General features: G+C 36.0%; 19 protein-coding genes and 1 pseudogene. 14 read left to right on the top strand and 6 right to left on the bottom strand.

Annotated elements, in window-relative coordinates:
* The first annotated feature begins 122 nt into the window (after positions 1-122).
* From FCJ93_RS16925 to FCJ93_RS16875, 12 genes are all read left to right on the top strand, one after another.
* Positions 123-695: an MT-A70 family methyltransferase gene (locus FCJ93_RS16925; protein WP_137744241.1), complete on the top strand. Its 573-nt coding sequence runs from the start codon at positions 123-125 to the stop codon at positions 693-695.
* Positions 692-1,759, top strand: a complete 1,068-nt coding sequence (locus tag FCJ93_RS16920; RefSeq protein WP_095314223.1) for a DNA cytosine methyltransferase — start codon at positions 692-694, stop codon at positions 1,757-1,759. The genes FCJ93_RS16925 and FCJ93_RS16920 overlap by 4 nt, the downstream gene beginning before the upstream one ends.
* Positions 1,760-1,829: 70 nt before the next feature.
* Complete coding sequence (locus tag FCJ93_RS25055) at positions 1,830-2,021, top strand: hypothetical protein (RefSeq protein WP_235879527.1); 192 nt, start codon at positions 1,830-1,832, stop codon at positions 2,019-2,021.
* 101 nt (positions 2,022-2,122) lie between these two features.
* Entirely contained in the window at positions 2,123-2,437 is a 315-nt protein-coding gene (locus FCJ93_RS16915) for a YdcP family protein (protein WP_095314227.1), read from the top strand.
* 14 nt (positions 2,438-2,451) lie between these two features.
* Positions 2,452-2,832 carry a YdcP family protein gene (locus tag FCJ93_RS16910; protein ID WP_095314229.1) on the top strand — a complete coding sequence of 127 codons (381 nt, stop codon included), beginning with the start codon at positions 2,452-2,454 and terminating at the stop codon, positions 2,830-2,832.
* Positions 2,832-4,172, top strand: a complete 1,341-nt coding sequence (locus FCJ93_RS16905) for an FtsK/SpoIIIE domain-containing protein (protein ID WP_095314231.1) — start codon at positions 2,832-2,834, stop codon at positions 4,170-4,172. The genes FCJ93_RS16910 and FCJ93_RS16905 overlap by 1 nt, the downstream gene beginning before the upstream one ends.
* 226 nt (positions 4,173-4,398) lie before the next feature.
* Positions 4,399-5,601, top strand: a complete 1,203-nt coding sequence (gene mobT, locus FCJ93_RS16900) for a MobT family relaxase (RefSeq protein ID WP_137744240.1) — start codon at positions 4,399-4,401, stop codon at positions 5,599-5,601.
* A 26-nt stretch (positions 5,602-5,627) separates the two neighbouring features.
* Positions 5,628-5,849 carry a hypothetical protein gene (locus FCJ93_RS16895; protein WP_077702580.1) on the top strand — a complete coding sequence of 74 codons (222 nt, stop codon included), beginning with the start codon at positions 5,628-5,630 and terminating at the stop codon, positions 5,847-5,849.
* Positions 5,850-6,016: 167 nt separating this feature from the next.
* A complete protein-coding gene (locus FCJ93_RS16890) occupies positions 6,017-6,517 on the top strand; it encodes an antirestriction protein ArdA (protein ID WP_137744239.1) in 501 nt (166 codons plus the stop codon).
* Positions 6,518-6,588: 71 nt separating this feature from the next.
* Positions 6,589-6,981 carry a conjugal transfer protein gene (locus FCJ93_RS16885; RefSeq protein ID WP_018705628.1) on the top strand — a complete coding sequence of 131 codons (393 nt, stop codon included), beginning with the start codon at positions 6,589-6,591 and terminating at the stop codon, positions 6,979-6,981.
* Positions 6,965-9,418 (top strand): conjugal transfer ATPase TcpF, encoded by a 2,454-nt coding sequence (gene tcpF / locus FCJ93_RS16880; RefSeq protein ID WP_137744238.1) that lies wholly within the window; start codon positions 6,965-6,967, stop codon positions 9,416-9,418. The genes FCJ93_RS16885 and tcpF overlap by 17 nt, the downstream gene beginning before the upstream one ends.
* Positions 9,419-9,422: 4 nt before the next feature.
* A complete protein-coding gene (locus FCJ93_RS16875) occupies positions 9,423-11,567 on the top strand; it encodes a CD3337/EF1877 family mobilome membrane protein (protein WP_235879526.1) in 2,145 nt (714 codons plus the stop codon).
* Here FCJ93_RS16875 and FCJ93_RS16870 read toward each other — a convergent pair.
* From FCJ93_RS16870 to FCJ93_RS16860, 3 genes are all read right to left on the bottom strand, one after another.
* Positions 11,470-12,159 (bottom strand): DUF418 domain-containing protein, encoded by a 690-nt coding sequence (locus FCJ93_RS16870; protein WP_137744237.1) that lies wholly within the window; start codon positions 12,157-12,159, stop codon positions 11,470-11,472. The two genes, FCJ93_RS16875 and FCJ93_RS16870, sit on opposite strands and share 98 nt — an antisense overlap.
* Before the next feature lie 53 nt (positions 12,160-12,212).
* Positions 12,213-12,887 (bottom strand): YqeB family protein, encoded by a 675-nt coding sequence (locus tag FCJ93_RS16865; RefSeq protein ID WP_063608853.1) that lies wholly within the window; start codon positions 12,885-12,887, stop codon positions 12,213-12,215.
* A 185-nt stretch (positions 12,888-13,072) separates the two neighbouring features.
* Complete coding sequence (locus FCJ93_RS16860; RefSeq protein ID WP_063608854.1) at positions 13,073-13,669, bottom strand: TetR/AcrR family transcriptional regulator; 597 nt, start codon at positions 13,667-13,669, stop codon at positions 13,073-13,075.
* A gap of 289 nt (positions 13,670-13,958) precedes the next feature.
* Between FCJ93_RS16860 and FCJ93_RS16855 the strand changes: the two genes are divergently transcribed.
* On the top strand, positions 13,959-14,162 hold the full coding sequence (locus FCJ93_RS16855; RefSeq protein WP_268951602.1) for a helix-turn-helix transcriptional regulator: 204 nt from the start codon (positions 13,959-13,961) through the stop codon (positions 14,160-14,162).
* The gene (locus FCJ93_RS16850; protein WP_095239545.1) at positions 14,152-14,556 is read left to right on the top strand and encodes a hypothetical protein; all 405 of its coding nucleotides are present in this window, start codon (positions 14,152-14,154) and stop codon (positions 14,554-14,556) included. Before FCJ93_RS16855 ends, FCJ93_RS16850 begins: the two co-directional genes overlap by 11 nt.
* On the opposite strand, the pseudogene FCJ93_RS16845 reads toward FCJ93_RS16850, so the two are convergent.
* The 3 genes and pseudogenes from FCJ93_RS16845 to drcA all read right to left on the bottom strand — a co-directional run bounded on the left by FCJ93_RS16845 (position 14,543) and on the right by drcA (position 19,203).
* Positions 14,543-16,238: pseudogene (locus FCJ93_RS16845) on the bottom strand (IS1182 family transposase). The gene FCJ93_RS16850 and the pseudogene FCJ93_RS16845 sit on opposite strands and share 14 nt — an antisense overlap.
* A gap of 285 nt (positions 16,239-16,523) precedes the next feature.
* Complete coding sequence (locus tag FCJ93_RS16840) at positions 16,524-18,449, bottom strand: ABC transporter permease (RefSeq protein WP_018705606.1); 1,926 nt, start codon at positions 18,447-18,449, stop codon at positions 16,524-16,526.
* On the bottom strand, positions 18,436-19,203 hold the full coding sequence (gene drcA, locus FCJ93_RS16835; protein ID WP_137744236.1) for a daptomycin efflux ABC transporter ATP-binding protein drcA: 768 nt from the start codon (positions 19,201-19,203) through the stop codon (positions 18,436-18,438). The genes FCJ93_RS16840 and drcA overlap by 14 nt, the downstream gene beginning before the upstream one ends.
* Positions 19,204-19,274: the final 71 nt, after the last annotated feature.

The following is a 19,274-nucleotide window of genomic DNA, read 5'->3' as shown; positions in this document are numbered from 1 at the left end:
AAGTATACAACTTCAATTTATACTATGCATTCTTATGATAAGTAAATAAATCTTAATTGTCATTTAAACGGTAAACGTTGACAAATGACATTTTTTTATTGTGCAAATTTGAGGTGATAAAAATGAAATATAACATTATCTATGCTGATCCGCCGTGGCAATACCGACAAAGAAAAGGAAATGGTGTGGCAGAAAACCATTATCAAACAATGAATTTAAAAGATATTTGTAATTTACCTATTGATACTATCTCTCACAAAGATAGTGTTTTATTTTTATGGACGACCTTCCCTATGCTACAAGAAGCATTACAAGTGATAATTGCGTGGGGATATACATTTAAAACGGTTGCCTTTGTCTGGGTGAAACAAAACAAGTCAGGAAATGGCTTTTTCTTTGGTTTGGGTCATTGGACACGCTCAAACGCTGAAATTTGTTTATTAGCTGTAAAAGGACGTCCCAAAAGAATATCGAAGAAGGTTCATCAGTTAATTGTAAGTCCTGTGGAAGGACACAGTAAAAAGCCTGACATTGCAAGAGATAAGATAGTTGAGCTAATGGGCGATTTACCGCGAGTTGAATTATTCGCTAGGCAATCACCTGTTGATTGGGATGTTTGGGGGAATGAAGTGGAAAGTAGTATTTCTTTAGAAACTAAAAAGCAAGATCCTACATTAAAGATTGATTGCTTATGACAGGTCTTACATTAGGTAGTCTTTTTGACGGAATTGGTGTCTTCTCTTTAGCTGCTTCTCTTGCTAATATTACCTCAATTTGGGCAAGTGAGATTGAGAAAGCACCTATATCCATTACAAAAAGACACTTTCCAATGATGGTTCATATTGGAGACATTACAAAACTTCATGGTGGGGCTATCCCTCCCGTAGATATTATTACGTTTGGATCGCCTTATCAAAATCTATCTAATAACGGAAATCGAGAAGGATTGGCAGGAAGTCAATCAAGTTTATTTTATCATGCGATACGAATTATTGAAGAAATGAGGTGTGCAACGGATGGAGAATATCCAGTTATCGCTGTTTGGGAAAACGTCATTGGAGCATTTTCATCAAATAACCGGTTGGATTTTAAAGCCGTGTTGGAGTCGTTCACAAAAACCGATATTCCAATGCCTGCTTCTGGAGAATGGGCCAAGGCTGGAATGGTGCGAGGGAGAAACGTTGAAGTCTGTTGGCGACTCTTGGATGCCCGATATTGGGGAAAGCCCACGCTACCTCAAAGACGAAGACGTATCTTCCTCGTGGCAGATTTTAGAGGAACACGTGCCAGAGAAATATTATTTAAAGCCCGCAATTTGCAATCGTTTCCTACGTCTTGCGGAAAAGACAGGCTGTCCTCCACCAGCACCAGTCGAATATCTGCTCAAAAAACAAGGGGGAAAATACCCATCGTCCGCCCCTTTCAAGAAAGACGTATGCGAAGTACCGCAAAAGACAAAAACAAAACAGGATTCATTGGAAGTTTTGGGCGGACACATGACCCTTTTCCAACTTTGCTTGCAAGTTCCGTAAATTATTTTTCATTTTGGTATGAAGGAAAAGAAAAAGAAGGTTATATACGACAACTCACCCCATTAGAATGTGAACGTTTGATGGGATTACCAGAGGGCTGGACAGCTTTAGGACACAAAGATGAAGCAATTAGTGATCATGCAAGATATAAAGCGCTTGGAAATGGGATCGCTGTACCATGTGCAGCATATATCATGGCTGGCATTGCAGAAGCAATACAGATATAACACATTCACGTATGACAAATCTCCTGTCATGCTTTTTTTATTGTTTCATCTATGAAGGAGTGTGGTTTCTTTGGAAGATAACGAAACAAAGGTAATGGAATGGATCGATGATCATTTTGTTATGAATGAAATTGAGGTGGAGGACTTTCCGTTTTTTCCTTGTGGGAAGTTAATACGTGATAAAAATGGAGAAACGATGGTTGTATTTGGTGCATTATTTATGATCGGGTGGATTATCGTTTTCAAGAAGCATAAGGAGTGATTCATTCATGAAGATGTATTTTTCTCGTTCTCCTCCCTTCTGCCCATGCTCTCCATATGAATAAATAATCAAAAATTAATACAAGAAAAGAGGGCTACATGATGGAATTAAAATATGTGATTCCGAACATGGAAAAAACGTTTGGAAATTTAGAATATGCAGGAGAAGGAAAGGTCGAACAGCGCCGAATTAATGGACGGATGACAACACTATCTCGAAGCTATAATCTGTATTCCGATATTCAACGCGCAGATGATATTGAGGTCGTTCTGCCACAAGAAGCAGGAGAAAAATTCTTTGAACATGAAGAAAAAGTAAAATTAGTCAATGCACGTATCACCGCTGAAGGATATAAAATCGGCGATCGCGGTTTTACAAATTATATCTTACATGCAGATGACATGGTAAAAGCATAAGGAGGAAAAAAGATATGAGATTAGCACAAGGAATTGTGATTGATAAAGAAAAGACATTTGGATTACTAAAGTTTTCTGCATTACGGCGTGAAGTGTTCCTGCAAAACAAAGATGGTACGGTATCATCAGAAGTTAAGGAACGCACGTATGACTTAAAGTCTCGTGAACAAGGTCGTATGATTCAAGTGAGTATTCCTGCTTCCGTTCCCTTAAAAGAATTTGATTATAATGCGGAAGTAGAAATCATTAACCCTATCGCAGATACAGTCGCAAATGCAACATTCCGTGGGGCGGATGTCGATTGGTACATTAAAGCAGATGATTTAGTCTTAAAGGAAAAAGCGGCAACATCAACTAGTAACGTTCCAAAGTCTATCCCTAGTAAGGAAAAATAATGAAAGCTTTTAGAAGACGAGGGAAACGCATTAAAGAAAAAGATGCTTCCCTCGTTTTTCAATTTGTATTCTTTGGGCTGGCTGGTGTATGGCTTTTTTCCTTTATTCCTTTCCATCTGCCATTTTTACTTTCTACAACGTGGCAACTTGATATATTTCAAGCACATTTTATAAGTATGTATGGATTGGTTTCACTAATAATTAGTCTAGGGGCTGTAGCTTGTTGTTCTTATGTTTATTATCGTTATCGATATGATTTTATTAGACAGATTATTCACCGTCAAAAACTCGCTAAAATGATTTTGGAAAACGGTTGGTATGAAACGAAACAAGTACAATCAAGCAGTTTCTTTAAAGATATACCAAATGGAAAAACAAAAGAAAAAATCAGTTACTTCCCTAAAATGTATTATCGGCTGGAAAAAGGATTGCTTCATATTCAAGTGGAAATCACACTTGGAAAATATCAAGAGCAGTTACTAAACCTCGAAAACAAACTGGAAAGTGGTTTGTATTGTGAATTGGTATCCAAAGAATTACATGATTCCTATGTTGAGTATGTCCTTTTTTATGATATGATTGCGAATCGTATTTCGATTGATGAAGTTATCATAAAAGATGGCAGCTTAAAGCTCATGGACTCGATGTATTGGGAATACGATAAACTCCCGCATATGTTGATCGCTGGTGGGACAGGTGGTGGAAAGACGTACTTTATTCTTACACTGATTGAAGCTTTATTAAAAACAGATGCAAAATTGTATATCTTAGATCCGAAAAATGCCGATTTAGCGGATTTAGCCACTGTTATGCCTGATGTGTATTATAAAAAGGAAGACATGATGGCATGTATTGACCAATTTTATGAAGATATGATGGTTCGTAGTGAAGAAATGAAACAGATGGAAGGCTATAAGACAGGGGAAAACTATGCTTATTTAGGCTTATCTCCTCACTTTTTAGTCTTTGATGAGTACGTGGCATTTATGGAAATGCTTGTTTCTAAGGAAAATACAGCGGTGTTAACCAAGCTAAAACAGATTGTTATGTTAGGACGACAAGCTGGATTCTTCCTTATTCTCGCCTGTCAACGACCAGATGCAAAATATCTTGGAGACGGGATTCGAGATCAGTTTAATTTTCGGGTGGCTTTGGGTCGTATGAGTGAGCTCGGGTACGGCATGATGTTTGGCAGCGACGTACAAAAACAGTTTTTCTTAAAACAGATTAAAGGCCGGGGGTATGTCGATAAAGGGGATAATGTCATTTCTGAATTTTATACACCGCTTGTCCCTAAAGAACATGATTTTTTAAAGGAGATTGCTAAACTAGCCCAATAAAGGCTGCCCAGTGCGGCGGCGTGCGAAGCGAAAGCCGCTGTGCTGGGCTAAGCCTGCGTGGCGACAGCCACGCCTTACCCCCCCGTTTCTAACAGGGGGGTAGAAAAACAATAAGAAACTGTTCCAAAAGCTAATAACACCTGATGGCGCAACGGTTTGGAACATATGGAGAAGATGTCAGCTTTTAACCTTTAGTTGACATCTTTTTTAGTTTGGAGGAATGCACATGAACCAAGTACCTTGGTATCAACAATTAAAGGAAAAACGACTGGAATACGGTGTGTCTCAAAATAAACTGGCTGTTCATATTGGGATTTCAAGACAATATATTAGTGAAATCGAAACAGGAAAAGTAACTCCTTCCGATTCACTACAAGCTGCCTTGTTCGATATTTTAGAACAATTTAATCCAGATGCTCCATTAGAAATCTTATTTGATTATGTGCGGATTCGATTTTTAACAACAAATCCGAAGCCCGTTATTGAAGATATTTTGAAGCTCAAGATGGAATACATGTTACATGAAAATTATGCGTTTTATTCTTACCTTGAACAATATGTCTTTGGCGATATTGTGGTGATGGTTTCGCCTGATGAGGACAAAGGTTGTTTACTCGAACTCAAAGGAAAAGGATGCAGACAATTTGAGAATTTCTTATTAGCTCAGCAACGAACATGGTTTGATTTTTTCATGGACGTGTTTCGGATTGGTGGCGTTTTTAAACGAATTGACCTTGCGATAAACGATATGACAGGTATATTGGATATTCCGTTTCTAACTAACAAATGCCGAAATGAAGAATGTATCTCTGTGTTTCGTAGTTTTAAAAGTTACCGTTCTGGTGAACTCGTACAGAGTGAAGAAAAACCTGACATGGGAAATACGTTATATATCGGTTCGTTGAAAAGTGACGTGTATTTCTGTGCGTATGAGAAAGATTACGAACAATACGTGAAATATGGAACATCATTAGAAGATACGGACGTGAAAAACCGTTTTGAAATTCGTTTAAAGAATGACCGTGCCTATCATGCGATTGTGGATTTAATGATGTATGAAGATGCTGGACGAACCGCCTTTTCTATTATTAATCGATATATTCGTTTTGTCGATAAAGACGAGGAAAAACGTCGCAGTAGTTGGAAAATGAATAAAGAATGGCAACGATTTTTGGATTTGGGCGTGAATAGAAAAATTTCATTAACAACAAAACCTGAACCTTATACATTTGAAAAATCACTAAGATGGCTAGCTCGTCAAGTTGCCCCCACTTGGAAATTAGCGACAAAGATAGATGAACTCAACCAAACGAGTGTAATCAAAGACATGTTGGAGCAAGCAGAGCTATCTGAACGTCATCAAAAGATACTCATGCAACAAACCATTCCTATCAAGAAAGTGATTCAACCATCATCAGATAACGAATGATTAACTTATGAAGGGAGAAAATCCAAATGAATTTTGGGCAGAACTTATACAACTGGTTTCTAAGTAATGCACAATCGTTAGTATTAATGGCAATTGTCGTGATTGGCATTTATTTAGGCTTTAAACGAGAGTTTTCTAAACTAATCGGCTTCCTAATCATTGCTTTGGTTGCAGTAGGATTAGTCTTTAATGCGGCTGGTGTGAAAGACGTGTTGTTAAACCTATTTAATCGAATCATAGGATCTTAAATTGTACCGTTTTTTTGTGGAAGATAAGTGGTCTTCTTATTTTCTGCAAAAAAATGGTGGACCAAACGGTAGTGCGGTAGGGATTAAAAAGTCTATTTTGTGTATCAGCAGATAATAAGCTGCTGCTTTTTTTATGGCTATTTTAAATAAAAAGGATGTGAATATCTATGGAAATGCAAGTTTTTATAACGAATCTTGGTAAATACAATGAAGGGGAAGTTAATGGATCATGGTTTTCACCACCTATTGATTTTGAGGAAGTGAAAGAACGTATCGGTTTGAATGGAGAGTATGAAGAATATGCCATCTTTGATTATGATCTTCCTTTTGAAATTGATGAATATACACCTATTTCAGAAGTGAACCGATTATGTGCAATGGTCGCGGAAATTGAAGGTACACCACTTTATGATTCACTTTCCGAAGTTCAAAATTATTGGTTTAATAGTATAGAAGAATTGCTGGAGAACCAAGATGATATTATGTATTACCCTGATTGTGAGGATATGACAGATGTTGCAAGGTATTTTGTAGAGGAAACAGGAGCACTTGGGGAAGTTCCTGCCAATCTACAAAACTATATTGATTATGAAGCTTTTGGACGTGACCTAGAAATAAGCGGTAATTATCTTGTTACATCACATGGTGTCTTTGAGTATCTTGGGTAAATAAATATGTTATAAAACTGTGAAACAGTCTGTCTATATGCAGGCTGTTTCACTTTTTGAAAGGAGAACGTATGAAAAAACTAAAAAGTTATACTCGTATTTGGTCAGTCGAAAAAGTGATTTATGCCATTAATGATTTTCGTTTACCTTTTCCCGTCACATTCAATCAAATGTCATGGTTTGTACTTTCGCTCTTAGTTGTCATGTTGTTAGGAAATCTTCCCCCGTTATCTTTGATTAATGGTGCATTATTAAAATATGTCGGAATACCAGTTGGTTTGACATGGTTCATGAGTCAGAAAACATTTGATGGCAAAAAACCGTATAGTTTTCTCAAGTCTGCATCGACCTATTGGTTTCGACCTAAAGTTACGTATGCAGGAAAACCTATCAAACTACAACATGTAAAGGTAAATGAAAGCTTAACGGCTGTTAGGAGTGAAATCCATGCGTTATCCGATTAAATATCTTGAAAACAATCTTGTTTTCAATCATGACGGCGAATGTTTTGCGTATTATGAGCTGTTGCCATATAATTATTCGTTTTTATCGGAGGATGAAAAAATACAGGTGCATGACCACTTCCGTCAATTAATTGCACAAAATCAAGACGGCAAAATTCATGCCTTACAGATTAGTACCGCAAGCAGTATTCGTTCGGTACAAGAACGTAGTAAAGAGTTAGTGTCGGGGCGTTTACAAGACATCGCTTATGAACGTATCGACGACCAAACGGAAGCTCTAGTCTCCATGATCGGGGAACATCAAGTAGACTATCGTTTTTTTATCGGTTTTAAACTTTTGTTGAATGAAGAAGAAGTCAATATGAAATCAATGGGGAAAAATATTAAAAACTCACTATCTTCATTTGTCCGTGATGTAAACCACCATCTGATGGGAGATTTTGTCTCGATGCCACATGAAGAAATTAGACGTTTTTCTAAAATGGAATCTTTATTACAAAACAAAATATCTAGGCGTTTTAAAGTACGCCCTCTAGATAAAAATGACTTTGGCTATCTAATTGAACATCTTCATGGACAGTCAGGAATTGCTTATGACGAATATGATTATGTCCTCCCTCTAAAGAAATTAAAAAGAGAAACTTTGGTGAAGCGTTATGATCTGATTAAACCGACTCGTTGTTTGATTGAGGAAAACCAACGTTATTTAAAAATCGAACAGGAAGAACAAACAACGTATGTGGCATACTTTACGATTAATTCCATTGTCGGTGATCTTGAGTTTCCATCGGATGAAATTTTTTATTATCAACAACAACAATTTGATTTTCCAATTGATACCTCCATGAACGTAGAAATTGTAACGAACAAAAAAGCTTTATCTACCGTACGAAATAAGAAAAAAGAATTGAAAGACTTAGATAATCATGCCTGGGAATCTGATAATGAAACAGGCAGCAATGTCATCGACGCGTTGGAACAGGTCAATGAATTAGAAGATGTGCTCGATCAAAGTAAAGAATCGATGTATAAGTTAAGCTACGTTATTCGCGTATCTGCTTCTAATGAAGACGAACTCAAACAGCGTTGTAATGAAGTGAAAGATTTTTATGACGATTTAAATGTGAAACTTGTTCGTCCATTTGGAGATATGATCGGTTTACACAGTGAATTTATTCCAGCCAGCAAACGCTATATGAATGATTACATTCAGTACGTTACATCCGACTTTTTAGCTGGGCTTGGATTTGGGGCTACACAAATGCTTGGTGAAACAGAAGGGATTTATTTTGGCTATAACTTGGATACGGGAAGAAATGTCTATCTCAACCCTAGCTTAGCTAGTCAAGGGGTTAAAGGTTCGGTCACAAATGCCTTAGCTTCTGCTTTCTTAGGTTCACTTGGTGGTGGGAAATCTTTTTCCAACAATCTACTAGTCTATTATGCGGTTCTTTTTGGAGGACAAGCACTCATTGTTGATCCAAAGGCAGAACGGGGAAACTGGAAAGAAACGTTGCCTGAAATTGCTCATGAGATCAATATTGTAAATTTAACAAGTGATGATTCCAACAAAGGATTACTTGATCCTTTTGTCATTATGAAAAAGAAAAAGGATTCGGAAAGTCTTGCGATTGATATTCTTACTTTTCTCACAGGTATTTCCAGTCGGGATGGAGATAAATTCCCTGTATTACGACGAGCTATTCGGGCAGTTGGTCAACAGGAAGAACGTGGTTTGCTTCTTGTGCTTCATGAACTTAGAAGTGATCCTAATCCATTAGCTGGACCGATTGCTGACCATATCGAAAGTTTTACAGATTACGATTTTGCTCACCTTCTGTTTTCAGATGGAACGGTGAAAAACTCGATTAGTTTAGAAAAACAGTTAAACATTATTCAAGTGGCAGATTTAGTGTTACCAGATGCAGAAACGAGTTTTGAAGAATATACAACGATGGAACTGCTTAGTGTTGCGTTGTTAATTGTTATCTCTACGTTCGCATTAGATTTTATTCATTCTGACCGCAGTATATTTAAAATTGTTGATTTGGACGAAGCTTGGAGCTTTCTACAAGTTGCACAAGGGAAAACACTTTCCAATAAATTGGTTCGTGCAGGACGTGCCATGAATGCTGGTGTTTACTTTGTCACTCAGAATGCTGCGGATTTAACCGATGAAAAGTTAAAAAATAATATCGGTGTGAAGTTTGCTTTTCGTTCCAGAGATATAAATGAAATTAAAAAGACACTTGAATTCTTTGGAGTGGATAAAGAAGATGAAGCGAATCAAAGGCGACTACGGGAACTCGAAAATGGACAATGTTTGATGCAAGATTTATATGGTCGAGTCGGGGTTATTCAAGTCCATCCTGTCTTTGAAGATTTATTTGATGCATTCGATACGCGACCACCTATTAGGGAAAAGGAAAGGCGGTGACAATATGAACAAACAAAAAATAAAGAAGATCGTCCTAACGGTGGTACTCATTGGTGCCGCCGTTTTTCTTTGTCTTCTTTTACTTGGAACATTTGCACAAGCTGCTGGTTTAGTGGATGATACGGTATCGGAAGACAATTTGTATTCTAAATATGCCCTTGACCATTACCAACTCGATTTTTACGTGGATACGGGTTGGGATTGGCTCCCGTGGAACTGGAATGATGGCATCGGAAAACAAGTGATGTATGGCCTATATACAATCACCAATTTTATTTGGATTATTAGCCTATATTTATCAAATGCGACAGGCTACTTAATCCAACAAGCCTATTCATTGGATTTCATTTCACAAACAGCGGATGCCATCGGGAAGAATATGCAAACATTAGCTGGAATCACCGCCAGTGGTTTTAGCAGTTCGGGGTTTTATGTGGGCTTCCTGCTTATCTTTATTTTAGTAATCGGGATTTACGTGGCCTATACAGGATTAATGAAACGGGAAACGACAAAAGCCATTCGAGCGATTCTCAATTTTTTAGTTGTGTTTATTTTGTCTGCCTCCTTTATTGCCTACGCTCCAACATATATCAGTAAAATCAATGATTTTTCAGCAGATATTAGTCAAGCAAGTTTAGATTTAGGAACTAAAATTTTGATGCCTAACTCTACAAGTCAAGGAAAAGACAGCGTGGATCTGATACGGAATAACCTCTTTTCCATTCAAGTGGAACAGCCTTGGATGTTATTACAATTTGGTGATTCGGATAAAGAAACGATTGGCGAAGAACGTGTCGAAACCTTAGTTTCTATCAATCCTGATACGAATAACGGGAAAGATCGTGAAGATGCTGTCAAAGCAGAAATTGAAGACCATGACAATAAAAATTTAACGATTACGAAGACCACTACACGTTTAGGAATGGTCTTCTTTTTATTTCTATTCAATATTGGGATTTCAATTTTTGTGTTTCTTCTATCGGGAATTATGATCTTCTCGCAAATTCTGTTTATTATCTATGCGATGTTTTTACCCATCAGTTTTTTACTGTCGATGATACCGACTTTTGAAAACATGGGAAAACAGGCGATTATGAAACTATTTAATGTGATTATGCTTCGGGCTGGTATTACGCTCATTATTACAGTTGCCTTTAGTGTTTCATCCATGCTTTACAGCTTAACAACAAGTTATCCATTTTTCTGGATTGCCTTTTTGCAGATCGTGACGTTTGCAGGCATTTACATGAAACTTGGTGACATTATGAGCATGTTTAAACTGCAAAGTAGTGACTCGCAACAAGTTGGACGTCAAGTTATGCGTCGCCCTTACCGAATGTTTACTCGTGGCAGCCGGCGATTACAGCGAACAATCGGACGTACCCTTGCAGGGGCAACAGCTGGAGCAACGGTCGGGGCAATGGTTGGAAAATCAAAGCAAACAAAAGTTTCGTTCTCTCCCCTACGTCCATTGCAACAGTTAACATCGACTACAAAAAATAACAAAGAACGGCCAACTGATCGCACGAAATCAACATCTTTAAGTCAGAAAGTAGGTCAAGTCACAGGAAAAGTGCTTGGTGCGAAAAGTCAGTTCCGTGCAAATATAGATCATCGTAAAGAACAACTACATGATTTACCTACTACTGCTCAATATGCGGTGATGCAAGGAAAAGAACAGCTTACAAAACCCGCCCGTGATTTTAAAGAAGGCATGAAGCAAGCAAAGGAAAAGAGACAAAAAAAAGATGCAGACCGTCAAGCAAAACATCGTCAAACCATTGCAGATAGGCGGCAAGCATTGGATAAAAAACGTACCCCTTCTCGAAAGACTGCTAATTATGAACGACCAGTCACACATGATGTCAATGAATCTGCACATCAAGATAGATTAAAGAACCCAACTGTTCAACAAAAAGAAAAGACAAGACCTGTCACAAAAAGCGAGCATATGAAGCAATTCAAATTACAACGACAGTTATCGAGTCCAGACAGAAAAAAGCATTTTACAGATAATCCCAAACAACCTGTTAAAAAAGAAAACCGATCTCTCAATGAAGAACGTTCTCTACCAAAAAATAGTTTGATATATGTTGTTCAGGGTGAGAAATCCAAGTCTTCCTCTCTACTAGCACGCCTAAAAGAATAACAAAAAGGAATGGAAAAAATAATAGTTGAACGAGAACAGTAATTGGAAATGCAATAACATTTTCTATTACCATCTCTAAATAATTAACATTTGCTTCTTCTGATAATTCCTTAAACAAAGAGAGAAACCACCATCCAGTAGAAATGGTTAGGAACGATAGTGTACCTATAACAAATAGAGCTTTTTCCTTAAATCGTTTCGATTTAAAAATCAATCCTTCTATTAATAGTCCAGCGATCCCATAGAATGCAATGATATCTGCCCCACCTATAAAAACCTGATGTGTGAAGCCAAATAAGATCATGAAGAGCGAGCGTCTTCGCAATAAACGCTTTGATTCATTTACAGATATCCCTTTATCTAGTTGGCGTTTAACCATTAGTGCTATTCCAAACCCAAATAGTAAAGAAAACGTAACAAACGCACGACCATCGACAAAGGTTACTACAAACGCCTTAAATAATTGATCTGAGATTGCAGGTTCATTAACTCCCTCTATTAATTTGTGAAAAAGAGGTGCATGTGCTACAGCGATTAACAAAAGCATAAAGCCACGGCCAATGTCAGGTGTTAAGTAACGCTTGTTATCCATATACTCCACCTATATTTACACTAAATCTTATTTTGTCTTTACTATTTACTTGTTTAGCCATAAACCTTCCGAACATACTGATTCTCCCCCTGATCTTTCACAACTACTCCCAGCTCATTTAGATCCATTTTTAAATTTTTTGCCTTTTTCTTATCACCTTCTCTAATTGCTTTTCTACGTTCATATAAGATGGAATTGACTTTCTCCCCAAGTGTATGATCTTCTAGGGTCCAAAGATTGAATTCATTTACATAAGGGTCCTGTTCACACCAAGGGTAATGATGATACAGGAAGATTTCTCGTATTTTTTCCTTCTTAATATCCGTCTTTTCACTCAAAAGTTCTTGACCTTTATGATCCGTAATTACGACCTCATTATCTTCCATGAATATTGCTTTTATCTCAGATTTTTGAATTGTCTTTTCCTTATCATCTTTATTGATCAATATTTCATGATCGCTTATGTTCATTTTTAGTGCTTCACTATATATTGTTAGTGCTAAAAAAACCCCTATAACTACACCTACGAACATCAAAATAATAGACACCCAAAAAGGGTTGAATGATTCCAACAGTTGAATGGCTTTTGAATCAGAAAAGAAGGATATCCTTTTTATAAAATCAAACAACTTGGGAAGGAACCAACCTATTGTTCCTAAAACAATAGGAAACAATACTGCAATCAAATTTTCCATAAAGCCCATACCAATTTTGGATGTGTTTCCCATTAAAATTATTACCTCCTCCGAGAATTTTACTTATAAGATAGTTGAACTAAGATTTATGGAGTATTTTGGTTTGGACGACAAGAATATTAAATACAAGAGAGTAAAGAATAACTTATTGAATATATATAATTGGCATTCAAAATGTATCTCTTACTATTGAATTAATGGAAATAGTCCTTTTGTTTTTACAAGACTATTTTTGTTATCATTCTGGTTAAATGATCCTTATATTTTTCAAAACTAAAGGAATTATTCTGAGATAGCATGCTTTCCTCTATTGCGCCTTGAATCAAGACGCACATCATTTCTACATCAAATTCATTAGAAAACTCTTGTCTCTTTTGCCCCTCTAATAAAATATCTTTGAGCAATGCATTTAACAGATCTTCTTCGTCATCATCAGCTTTATAATATGGCACACCTTCTTCATTTTTAGCATTAAAAACAATTTCGATTAATGCGATATTATTTTTATAATGTGCTACTTGGTAAGCCAAACTAGCTTCAATATATGCTTTCAATTGTGAAATAGACGTTTCTTCTTGAACAACCTTTCCACTAATAAAATCTAATTTTTTGTTAAGTAAATACAGTAAGGTTTGATTGATTAAATCCATTTTGCCAGAAAAATGATACGAAATTAATCCTGTACTTACGTTTGCCATTTTAGCTACTTTGGTTAAACTGACATTTGTATAACCATATTCGTCAAGTGTATCAATGCAAGCTTGAATAATCTGTTCACTTCGTGCTTTAGCAATAAAAGATTGTTTATCTTCCAACAGAATCTCCCTTTCTACAATTTGATTAATCAATTTTTATTTTGGTTGAACAATTAATTTTATTTTAGTATATATTTCTTGTCCCTGTCAACACAAAAGTAATACGCAATCCACTTCGAATTAATATATAGTTGAACCACACGCATTCTCACACTAACCTGCCTTGACGAAAGAGACCGCCTTACTGAAATCTCCTCGTTGTTTAAAAGCACCTGTTAGTAAATAAAGTGATTTATATTCTATTTTCTCTCTCTGTATTTTTTAACATTCTCTACAAGTATTCATCTAATTGTTACGTAAAGCAAAAAAAATGTCACAAGAAGCTCTTGCAAACATATGTGATGTATCAAGACAAACAATAAATGCAATTGAAAATAACAAATACGATCCAAGTCTTGCTCTTGCATTTAAAATCGCTACTACTCTGAATATAACAGTTGATGAGCTTTTTCAATTTCACTCAGAAAAAAGGAGGGATTTCAATGAAAACTAAAAAGCTAAAAGTAATTAGCGGAATTATACTAAGTATTGTAACACTTGTATTATTAGGACTGTATCTTGTAGATTTTGTTAATGATAGTGAAGGACGATTTACTGATATTATGATGTGGTTTATAATTATCTTAGCATGGTTCCAGTTCGCAACATGGGGTAACGATTCAAAGGCTCAAAAAGATGAAATGGGACAAGAAATCAGGAATAAAAGTGGAAAAATAAGTTATTATATCTTAACCGTTTTCCTATTTGTCTTTTGGATTGCAGATAACCTCATAAATCAAAAACAAGGGGAATTTGGTAATATCTTTTTATTTTCTGCATTGTGTTTAGCGGTCTTAATATTTCCTATATCACAGTTCCTTGTAGCCAGGAAGATTACAAAAGAATAATTTGAAGAGACCGGGACAAAACTAGCCTCAGATAAATAAAAATGCTTGTGTTTATCATGAAAAGATAAGCACAAGCATTTTTTATGTCTTCAGGTGAAAATGTACCATTTTCAGTGTTAATGACGGCGTACTTTCTTATATTTACCGCCATTAACGCAAATCCCATTTCGTTATGCACTTGGGGTTTTCCTCGAACCGACATTCGAGTGAAACCTAAATTAGCCTTCAAAAATCCGAAAAATGGCTCAACATCTATTTTACGTTTCCCGTAAACTTCGCCTGTTTCTTCGTTTGAAAGCTTTTGTCTTATATATTCTTTTTGAGATTCCCATTTTTCATTATAAAACAACTTTCTGTTTTTACCTTCTGTTGCTTTTGTACAGAAAGAGCGTAATGGGCAATCCGTACAATCTTCACATTCGTATACTTTAAAGTTTCGTTTAAATCCATATTTATCTTTTCGATTGGATTGATATGCAAAATATAATCTGCGATTATTTGGACAAATAAACGAACCTGTTTCGCCATCATATTGCCAGTTTGCCGTTTTAAATGGATCATTCTTAAACTTCTTTTTCTTCTCTTTTCTATATTGATTATATGTAATAAGTGGAATTCGCTTACGCACATTTAATACATTATCATAGTTTTGTTCACTACCATATCCGGCATCGGCAACGATATATTGTGGTAGTTCGAAATAATTATCTTCTATATTATTTAAAAACGGAATCAAAGTGCGTGTATCTGTTGGGTTCGGAAATATATCATAAGCTAATGCATACTGACCTTCGGTAGCTACTTGTAGGTTGTACCCAGCTTTTAATTGTCCATTCTGCATATAGTCATCTTTCATTCGCATAAAAGTTGCATCGTGATCTGTTTTGGAATAACTGTTTCTATCTTTAAATATTTCCATATCGCGTTGATATTTTGGTTTGCGCATTAAAAAATTTGTAAAATGCTTACGATATTTCTTTGGTTCCTTGCGCTCTGAGCGCAATTGTTTACGTTCACTTGTTATATCCGATTCATCAATTTTCTTCGTGTATGTATCAATCGTGTCATCTAATTTTTTAACAATAGATTCTAATTCCTCAACCGAAAGTTCCTGTTCATTTTCACGTTCAATTGATGGAATAATTTCCTTTTCTAACAGCTCATCATACATTGCGTTTGACTTCTCAATCAAATTGGAACTATATCTTTCAATGGATTTACGCCAAACGAAAGTAAATTTATTAGCGTTTGCCTCTATTTTTGTACCATCAATAAAGAGAGCTTCTGCATCTATCTCTTCTTCTTGAACAAGTTTAGAACGGAATTGTACAAAGCATTGTCGCAACAATTCAGCTACTAAAGGATTTGTACGAAATCGATTTATGGTGCGATAGGTAGGCTCGTATCCTTGAGCTAACCACATCATACGGATACTGTCTTTGAGTAATGCTTCTATTTTCCGTCCGGAAAATACAGACTGAGTATATGCGCATAAAATAATTTTCATCATCATACGTGGATGATAAGCTGGACAACCTGTACTGCGTTCAAATTTTTGAAAAGATTTTGCAGGAATACTTTCAATTAAATCATTCACTGCAAAGGCAATATCATTTTTTTTCTAATTTAATTTCTAAATCTAAAGGCAAAACGACTTGATTTATGCTATAATATTTATACAAAAGAGCACCTCCGTAAGTTATTGTGTCGTTACTTTAATTTTACCAGAAGGTGTTCTTTTTGTTTAGCTATTTTTTGGAATAATCAACTAATTTTCAAGAAATATAAAACGGAAATCCAGCAAGTGCTGAACTTCCGTTTTTCTATTTAGCTGAGTTTTGTCCCAGCCTCTTGTTTCTTGCAGCATTGAAGAAGTAATAGTATCAAATCGACGCATTACAGTTGTTGGAGATGACAAAGGAATTCATAACAAAGACCCTCCCGAACAATCGAGAGATGTTTCGCTCTTATTTGTTTACAATGCGATTGTACGTATTAACAGTTAATACGTAATAGACTGCATAGATGATAACAAAGAAGACTATAGCCATTAGAATAGGGAAGATAAGATTGATTCCAATGAGATTAGAAATAAAGTTGCTAGTAAAGTACAATGCCACACAACTGTGCAATATTCCTACGGTTAGTGGCAATCCAAACACAAATAATGACTGCCTTTTGATTGATTTACGTATATCCTTTTTATTGACACCGATTTTTCTAAGGATTTCATACTGTCCTTTCGCCTCATTCGCTTCTGTTAACTGTTTGAAATAAATGATACTTCCACTTGCCGCTAAAAATACAAGCCCCAAAAATCCAAAAATAAAAAGAGTAATTGCGTTTCCTTCTTTACCTTGCTTATACTCCGTATAAAATGATGAAGAAACTTGAAAATCGTTTCCAACCAGTTTATTTACTTTCTTTGATGTGGCTTGTGCCGTTACTTCATTTTCCACTTCATATACTTTATAAGTTAATGGAGCCTCTTTTTTGGCTATCTCAGCAAACATTTCGTTACTGACTACGAGAAAGAAATCGGGATAATCGAAAGGTAGCACATTACTTTCAACCATATGAACAAATGGCAGTTCGCTGCTTCCTTGAGGCAATTGAATCGTTATATTTTCTCCTTTAAAAACCGACTTCGTATATTCAGTAAACCTTGGCTGGATTACTGCTGCTTGATTTCTTGATAGTAAGACTGTTTCATCCTTATTTAAAGCATTCGCTGCTTTATTAAATGTACTTTCTGAGATTAATTGCACAGGATTTATGTCATAATCCAGTTGAAATGAGAGTATTCCTTTTACCTGAATGACGGGTATGTCTAGTTGGGCTTTTATTGGATGTCGATGATCTGCTTTTATTATTCTCTCCACCTGCGAATCAAATTCTGGACCTTTTGACAAATGCGAATAGCTGAACGGAACAACTTCCTCAGCTCTTTTTTCGTTGCTGTAATACCCACTGTAAGTTGCACCTAAGAAACAGATCGTTGCAGAACTCAACAATGCAATGACTGTAAAGGTACGTGCATTCCCTCTAATACGAAACAGTAAGCGAGATGTTTCAATTATTCTAGTTCCTCTGTAATAACGCGACTTATTTTTTTGTGATAATCTTAATAAATAGACCGTTACAGATCGAAAAAATAAATGGGTGCCAATGACAAGAGCAACAAAAGCAATACCATAATTTTTCATTAAATATTCCGTAGTAAATTCGTCAGGAAATGGTTTTAATATCAGCCAGTAACTAACGACAAGCAATATAACTCCGATAACAGCCGATATAAGTGAAACCTTTGGAATTTGTTCACCTTTTTTCTCATCATAGAATAATTCGATTAATGTAAAACGATAAATCAAACGGTAACCTTGAACGGAAGTGAATAAAATAATGACCATAAAGACTATGACTGTTTGGGTAATCGCTAGAATGGAAATACCGAAGTCCACCTCGGCAATTGAACCCATAAGTTTTATTAAAATCATTGCAAATAATTTGGAAAGTAAGGTTCCAAGAATAATTCCAATAACTATTGCAATGATTCCCATAATCAAATTTTCATAAAATAACATTTTTGCAATGGTTTTCTTGCGTAAACCAAGTATGGCGTACAATCCGACTTCTTTCTTCCTTTTTCTTGTGAAGAATGAATTGGAGTACAAAATAAAGATTGCTACGAATAAAATTAAGATAATTGATGATACCCCAAACATGAAACTCATTGTATCCGACAATTCAATGCTTTCCTGAATTTTTTCGCTATATTGTAAGGAAGTGAACGTATAATAAATAACCATGCTGAAGACGAGCGTAACAAAATAGACAAAATAATTATTGAAGTTACCTTTAATATTTTTCCTTGCTAAACTAAATAACGTCATTTGCTCCACCCCCCAGTGCGGATAGAACATCCAACACCTTGTTGAAAAATTCTTTGCGGGATCTTTTCCCTTTCACAAGTTCTGTGAAGATTTTACCGTCTTTAATAAATAGGACGCGATTACAATAACTTGCCGCATAAGCATCATGGGTAACCATTAAAATTGTTGCCTTGTCTTGTTCATTAAGATCCTTTAAACTTTCTAATAAGTCTGTTGCTGATTTCGAATCCAACGCACCTGTTGGTTCATCTGCCAATATTAGGTTTGGCTTTGAAATAATCGCGCGTGATGCTGCCGTGCGTTGCTTTTGTCCCCCAGAAATTTGATACGGGTACTTATTTAAAATGTCGCGAATGCCAAACTTATCTGCCACTTCATCTGCTCTTCGTTCCAATTCCTTAACGTTCAATTTTGCCAAGGCTAACGGCAAGATAATATTTTCTTTCACAGTTAGAGTATCTAATAAATTATAGTCTTGGAAAAGGAAACCAAGTTTGTCACGGCGAAAGGCAGATAATTGCTCTTCATTCATCTTTGTCAAATTGATTCCGTCAACCACGATGTCACCAGCAGTCGGCTCGTCAATTGTTGCCAATATATTTAGTAAAGTTGATTTACCAGCACCCGAGGGACCCATAATACCGACGAATTCACCTTCCATGACGGTTAAGTCTATATCCTCCAAAGCTGAAAATACATTTCCCTTTGCACCATAGACTTTTTTTATTTGTTTTGCTTCGATAATAGTTTTCATATTTAAATCCTCCATTCAGAGTTGTTTTGTTTTACGTTTTTATTTTACAATAGGTGTCCTTTATATAAACT

Source organism: Robertmurraya siralis (assembly GCF_005502275.1).
In the GTDB taxonomy this organism is placed as follows: domain Bacteria; phylum Bacillota; class Bacilli; order Bacillales; family Cytobacillaceae; genus Robertmurraya; species Robertmurraya siralis.
Note: the sequence above shows the minus strand (reverse complement) of the source record. Positions and strands in the feature narration are given on the sequence as shown.

Excerpts from the sequence above, each read along its gene's own strand:
- FCJ93_RS16915 (WP_095314227.1), top strand. The coding sequence starts at position 2,123 with ATGGAATTAAAATATGTGATTCCGAACATGGAAAAAACGTTTGGAAAT.
- tcpF (WP_137744238.1), top strand. The coding sequence starts at position 6,965 with ATGCGTTATCCGATTAAATATCTTGAAAACAATCTTGTTTTCAATCAT.
- FCJ93_RS16865 (WP_063608853.1), bottom strand. The coding sequence starts at position 12,887 with ATGGGAAACACATCCAAAATTGGTATGGGCTTTATGGAAAATTTGATT.
- FCJ93_RS16850 (WP_095239545.1), top strand. The coding sequence starts at position 14,152 with ATGAAAACTAAAAAGCTAAAAGTAATTAGCGGAATTATACTAAGTATT.
- FCJ93_RS16910 (WP_095314229.1), top strand. The coding sequence starts at position 2,452 with ATGAGATTAGCACAAGGAATTGTGATTGATAAAGAAAAGACATTTGGA.
- FCJ93_RS16920 (WP_095314223.1), top strand. The coding sequence starts at position 692 with ATGACAGGTCTTACATTAGGTAGTCTTTTTGACGGAATTGGTGTCTTC.
- FCJ93_RS16925 (WP_137744241.1), top strand. The coding sequence starts at position 123 with ATGAAATATAACATTATCTATGCTGATCCGCCGTGGCAATACCGACAA.
- FCJ93_RS16870 (WP_137744237.1), bottom strand. The coding sequence starts at position 12,159 with ATGGATAACAAGCGTTACTTAACACCTGACATTGGCCGTGGCTTTATG.
- FCJ93_RS16890 (WP_137744239.1), top strand. The coding sequence starts at position 6,017 with ATGGAAATGCAAGTTTTTATAACGAATCTTGGTAAATACAATGAAGGG.
- drcA (WP_137744236.1), bottom strand. The coding sequence starts at position 19,203 with ATGAAAACTATTATCGAAGCAAAACAAATAAAAAAAGTCTATGGTGCA.
- mobT (WP_137744240.1), top strand. The coding sequence starts at position 4,399 with ATGAACCAAGTACCTTGGTATCAACAATTAAAGGAAAAACGACTGGAA.
- FCJ93_RS16885 (WP_018705628.1), top strand. The coding sequence starts at position 6,589 with ATGAAAAAACTAAAAAGTTATACTCGTATTTGGTCAGTCGAAAAAGTG.
- FCJ93_RS16905 (WP_095314231.1), top strand. The coding sequence starts at position 2,832 with ATGAAAGCTTTTAGAAGACGAGGGAAACGCATTAAAGAAAAAGATGCT.
- FCJ93_RS16895 (WP_077702580.1), top strand. The coding sequence starts at position 5,628 with ATGAATTTTGGGCAGAACTTATACAACTGGTTTCTAAGTAATGCACAA.
- FCJ93_RS16875 (WP_235879526.1), top strand. The coding sequence starts at position 9,423 with ATGAACAAACAAAAAATAAAGAAGATCGTCCTAACGGTGGTACTCATT.
- FCJ93_RS16840 (WP_018705606.1), bottom strand. The coding sequence starts at position 18,449 with ATGACGTTATTTAGTTTAGCAAGGAAAAATATTAAAGGTAACTTCAAT.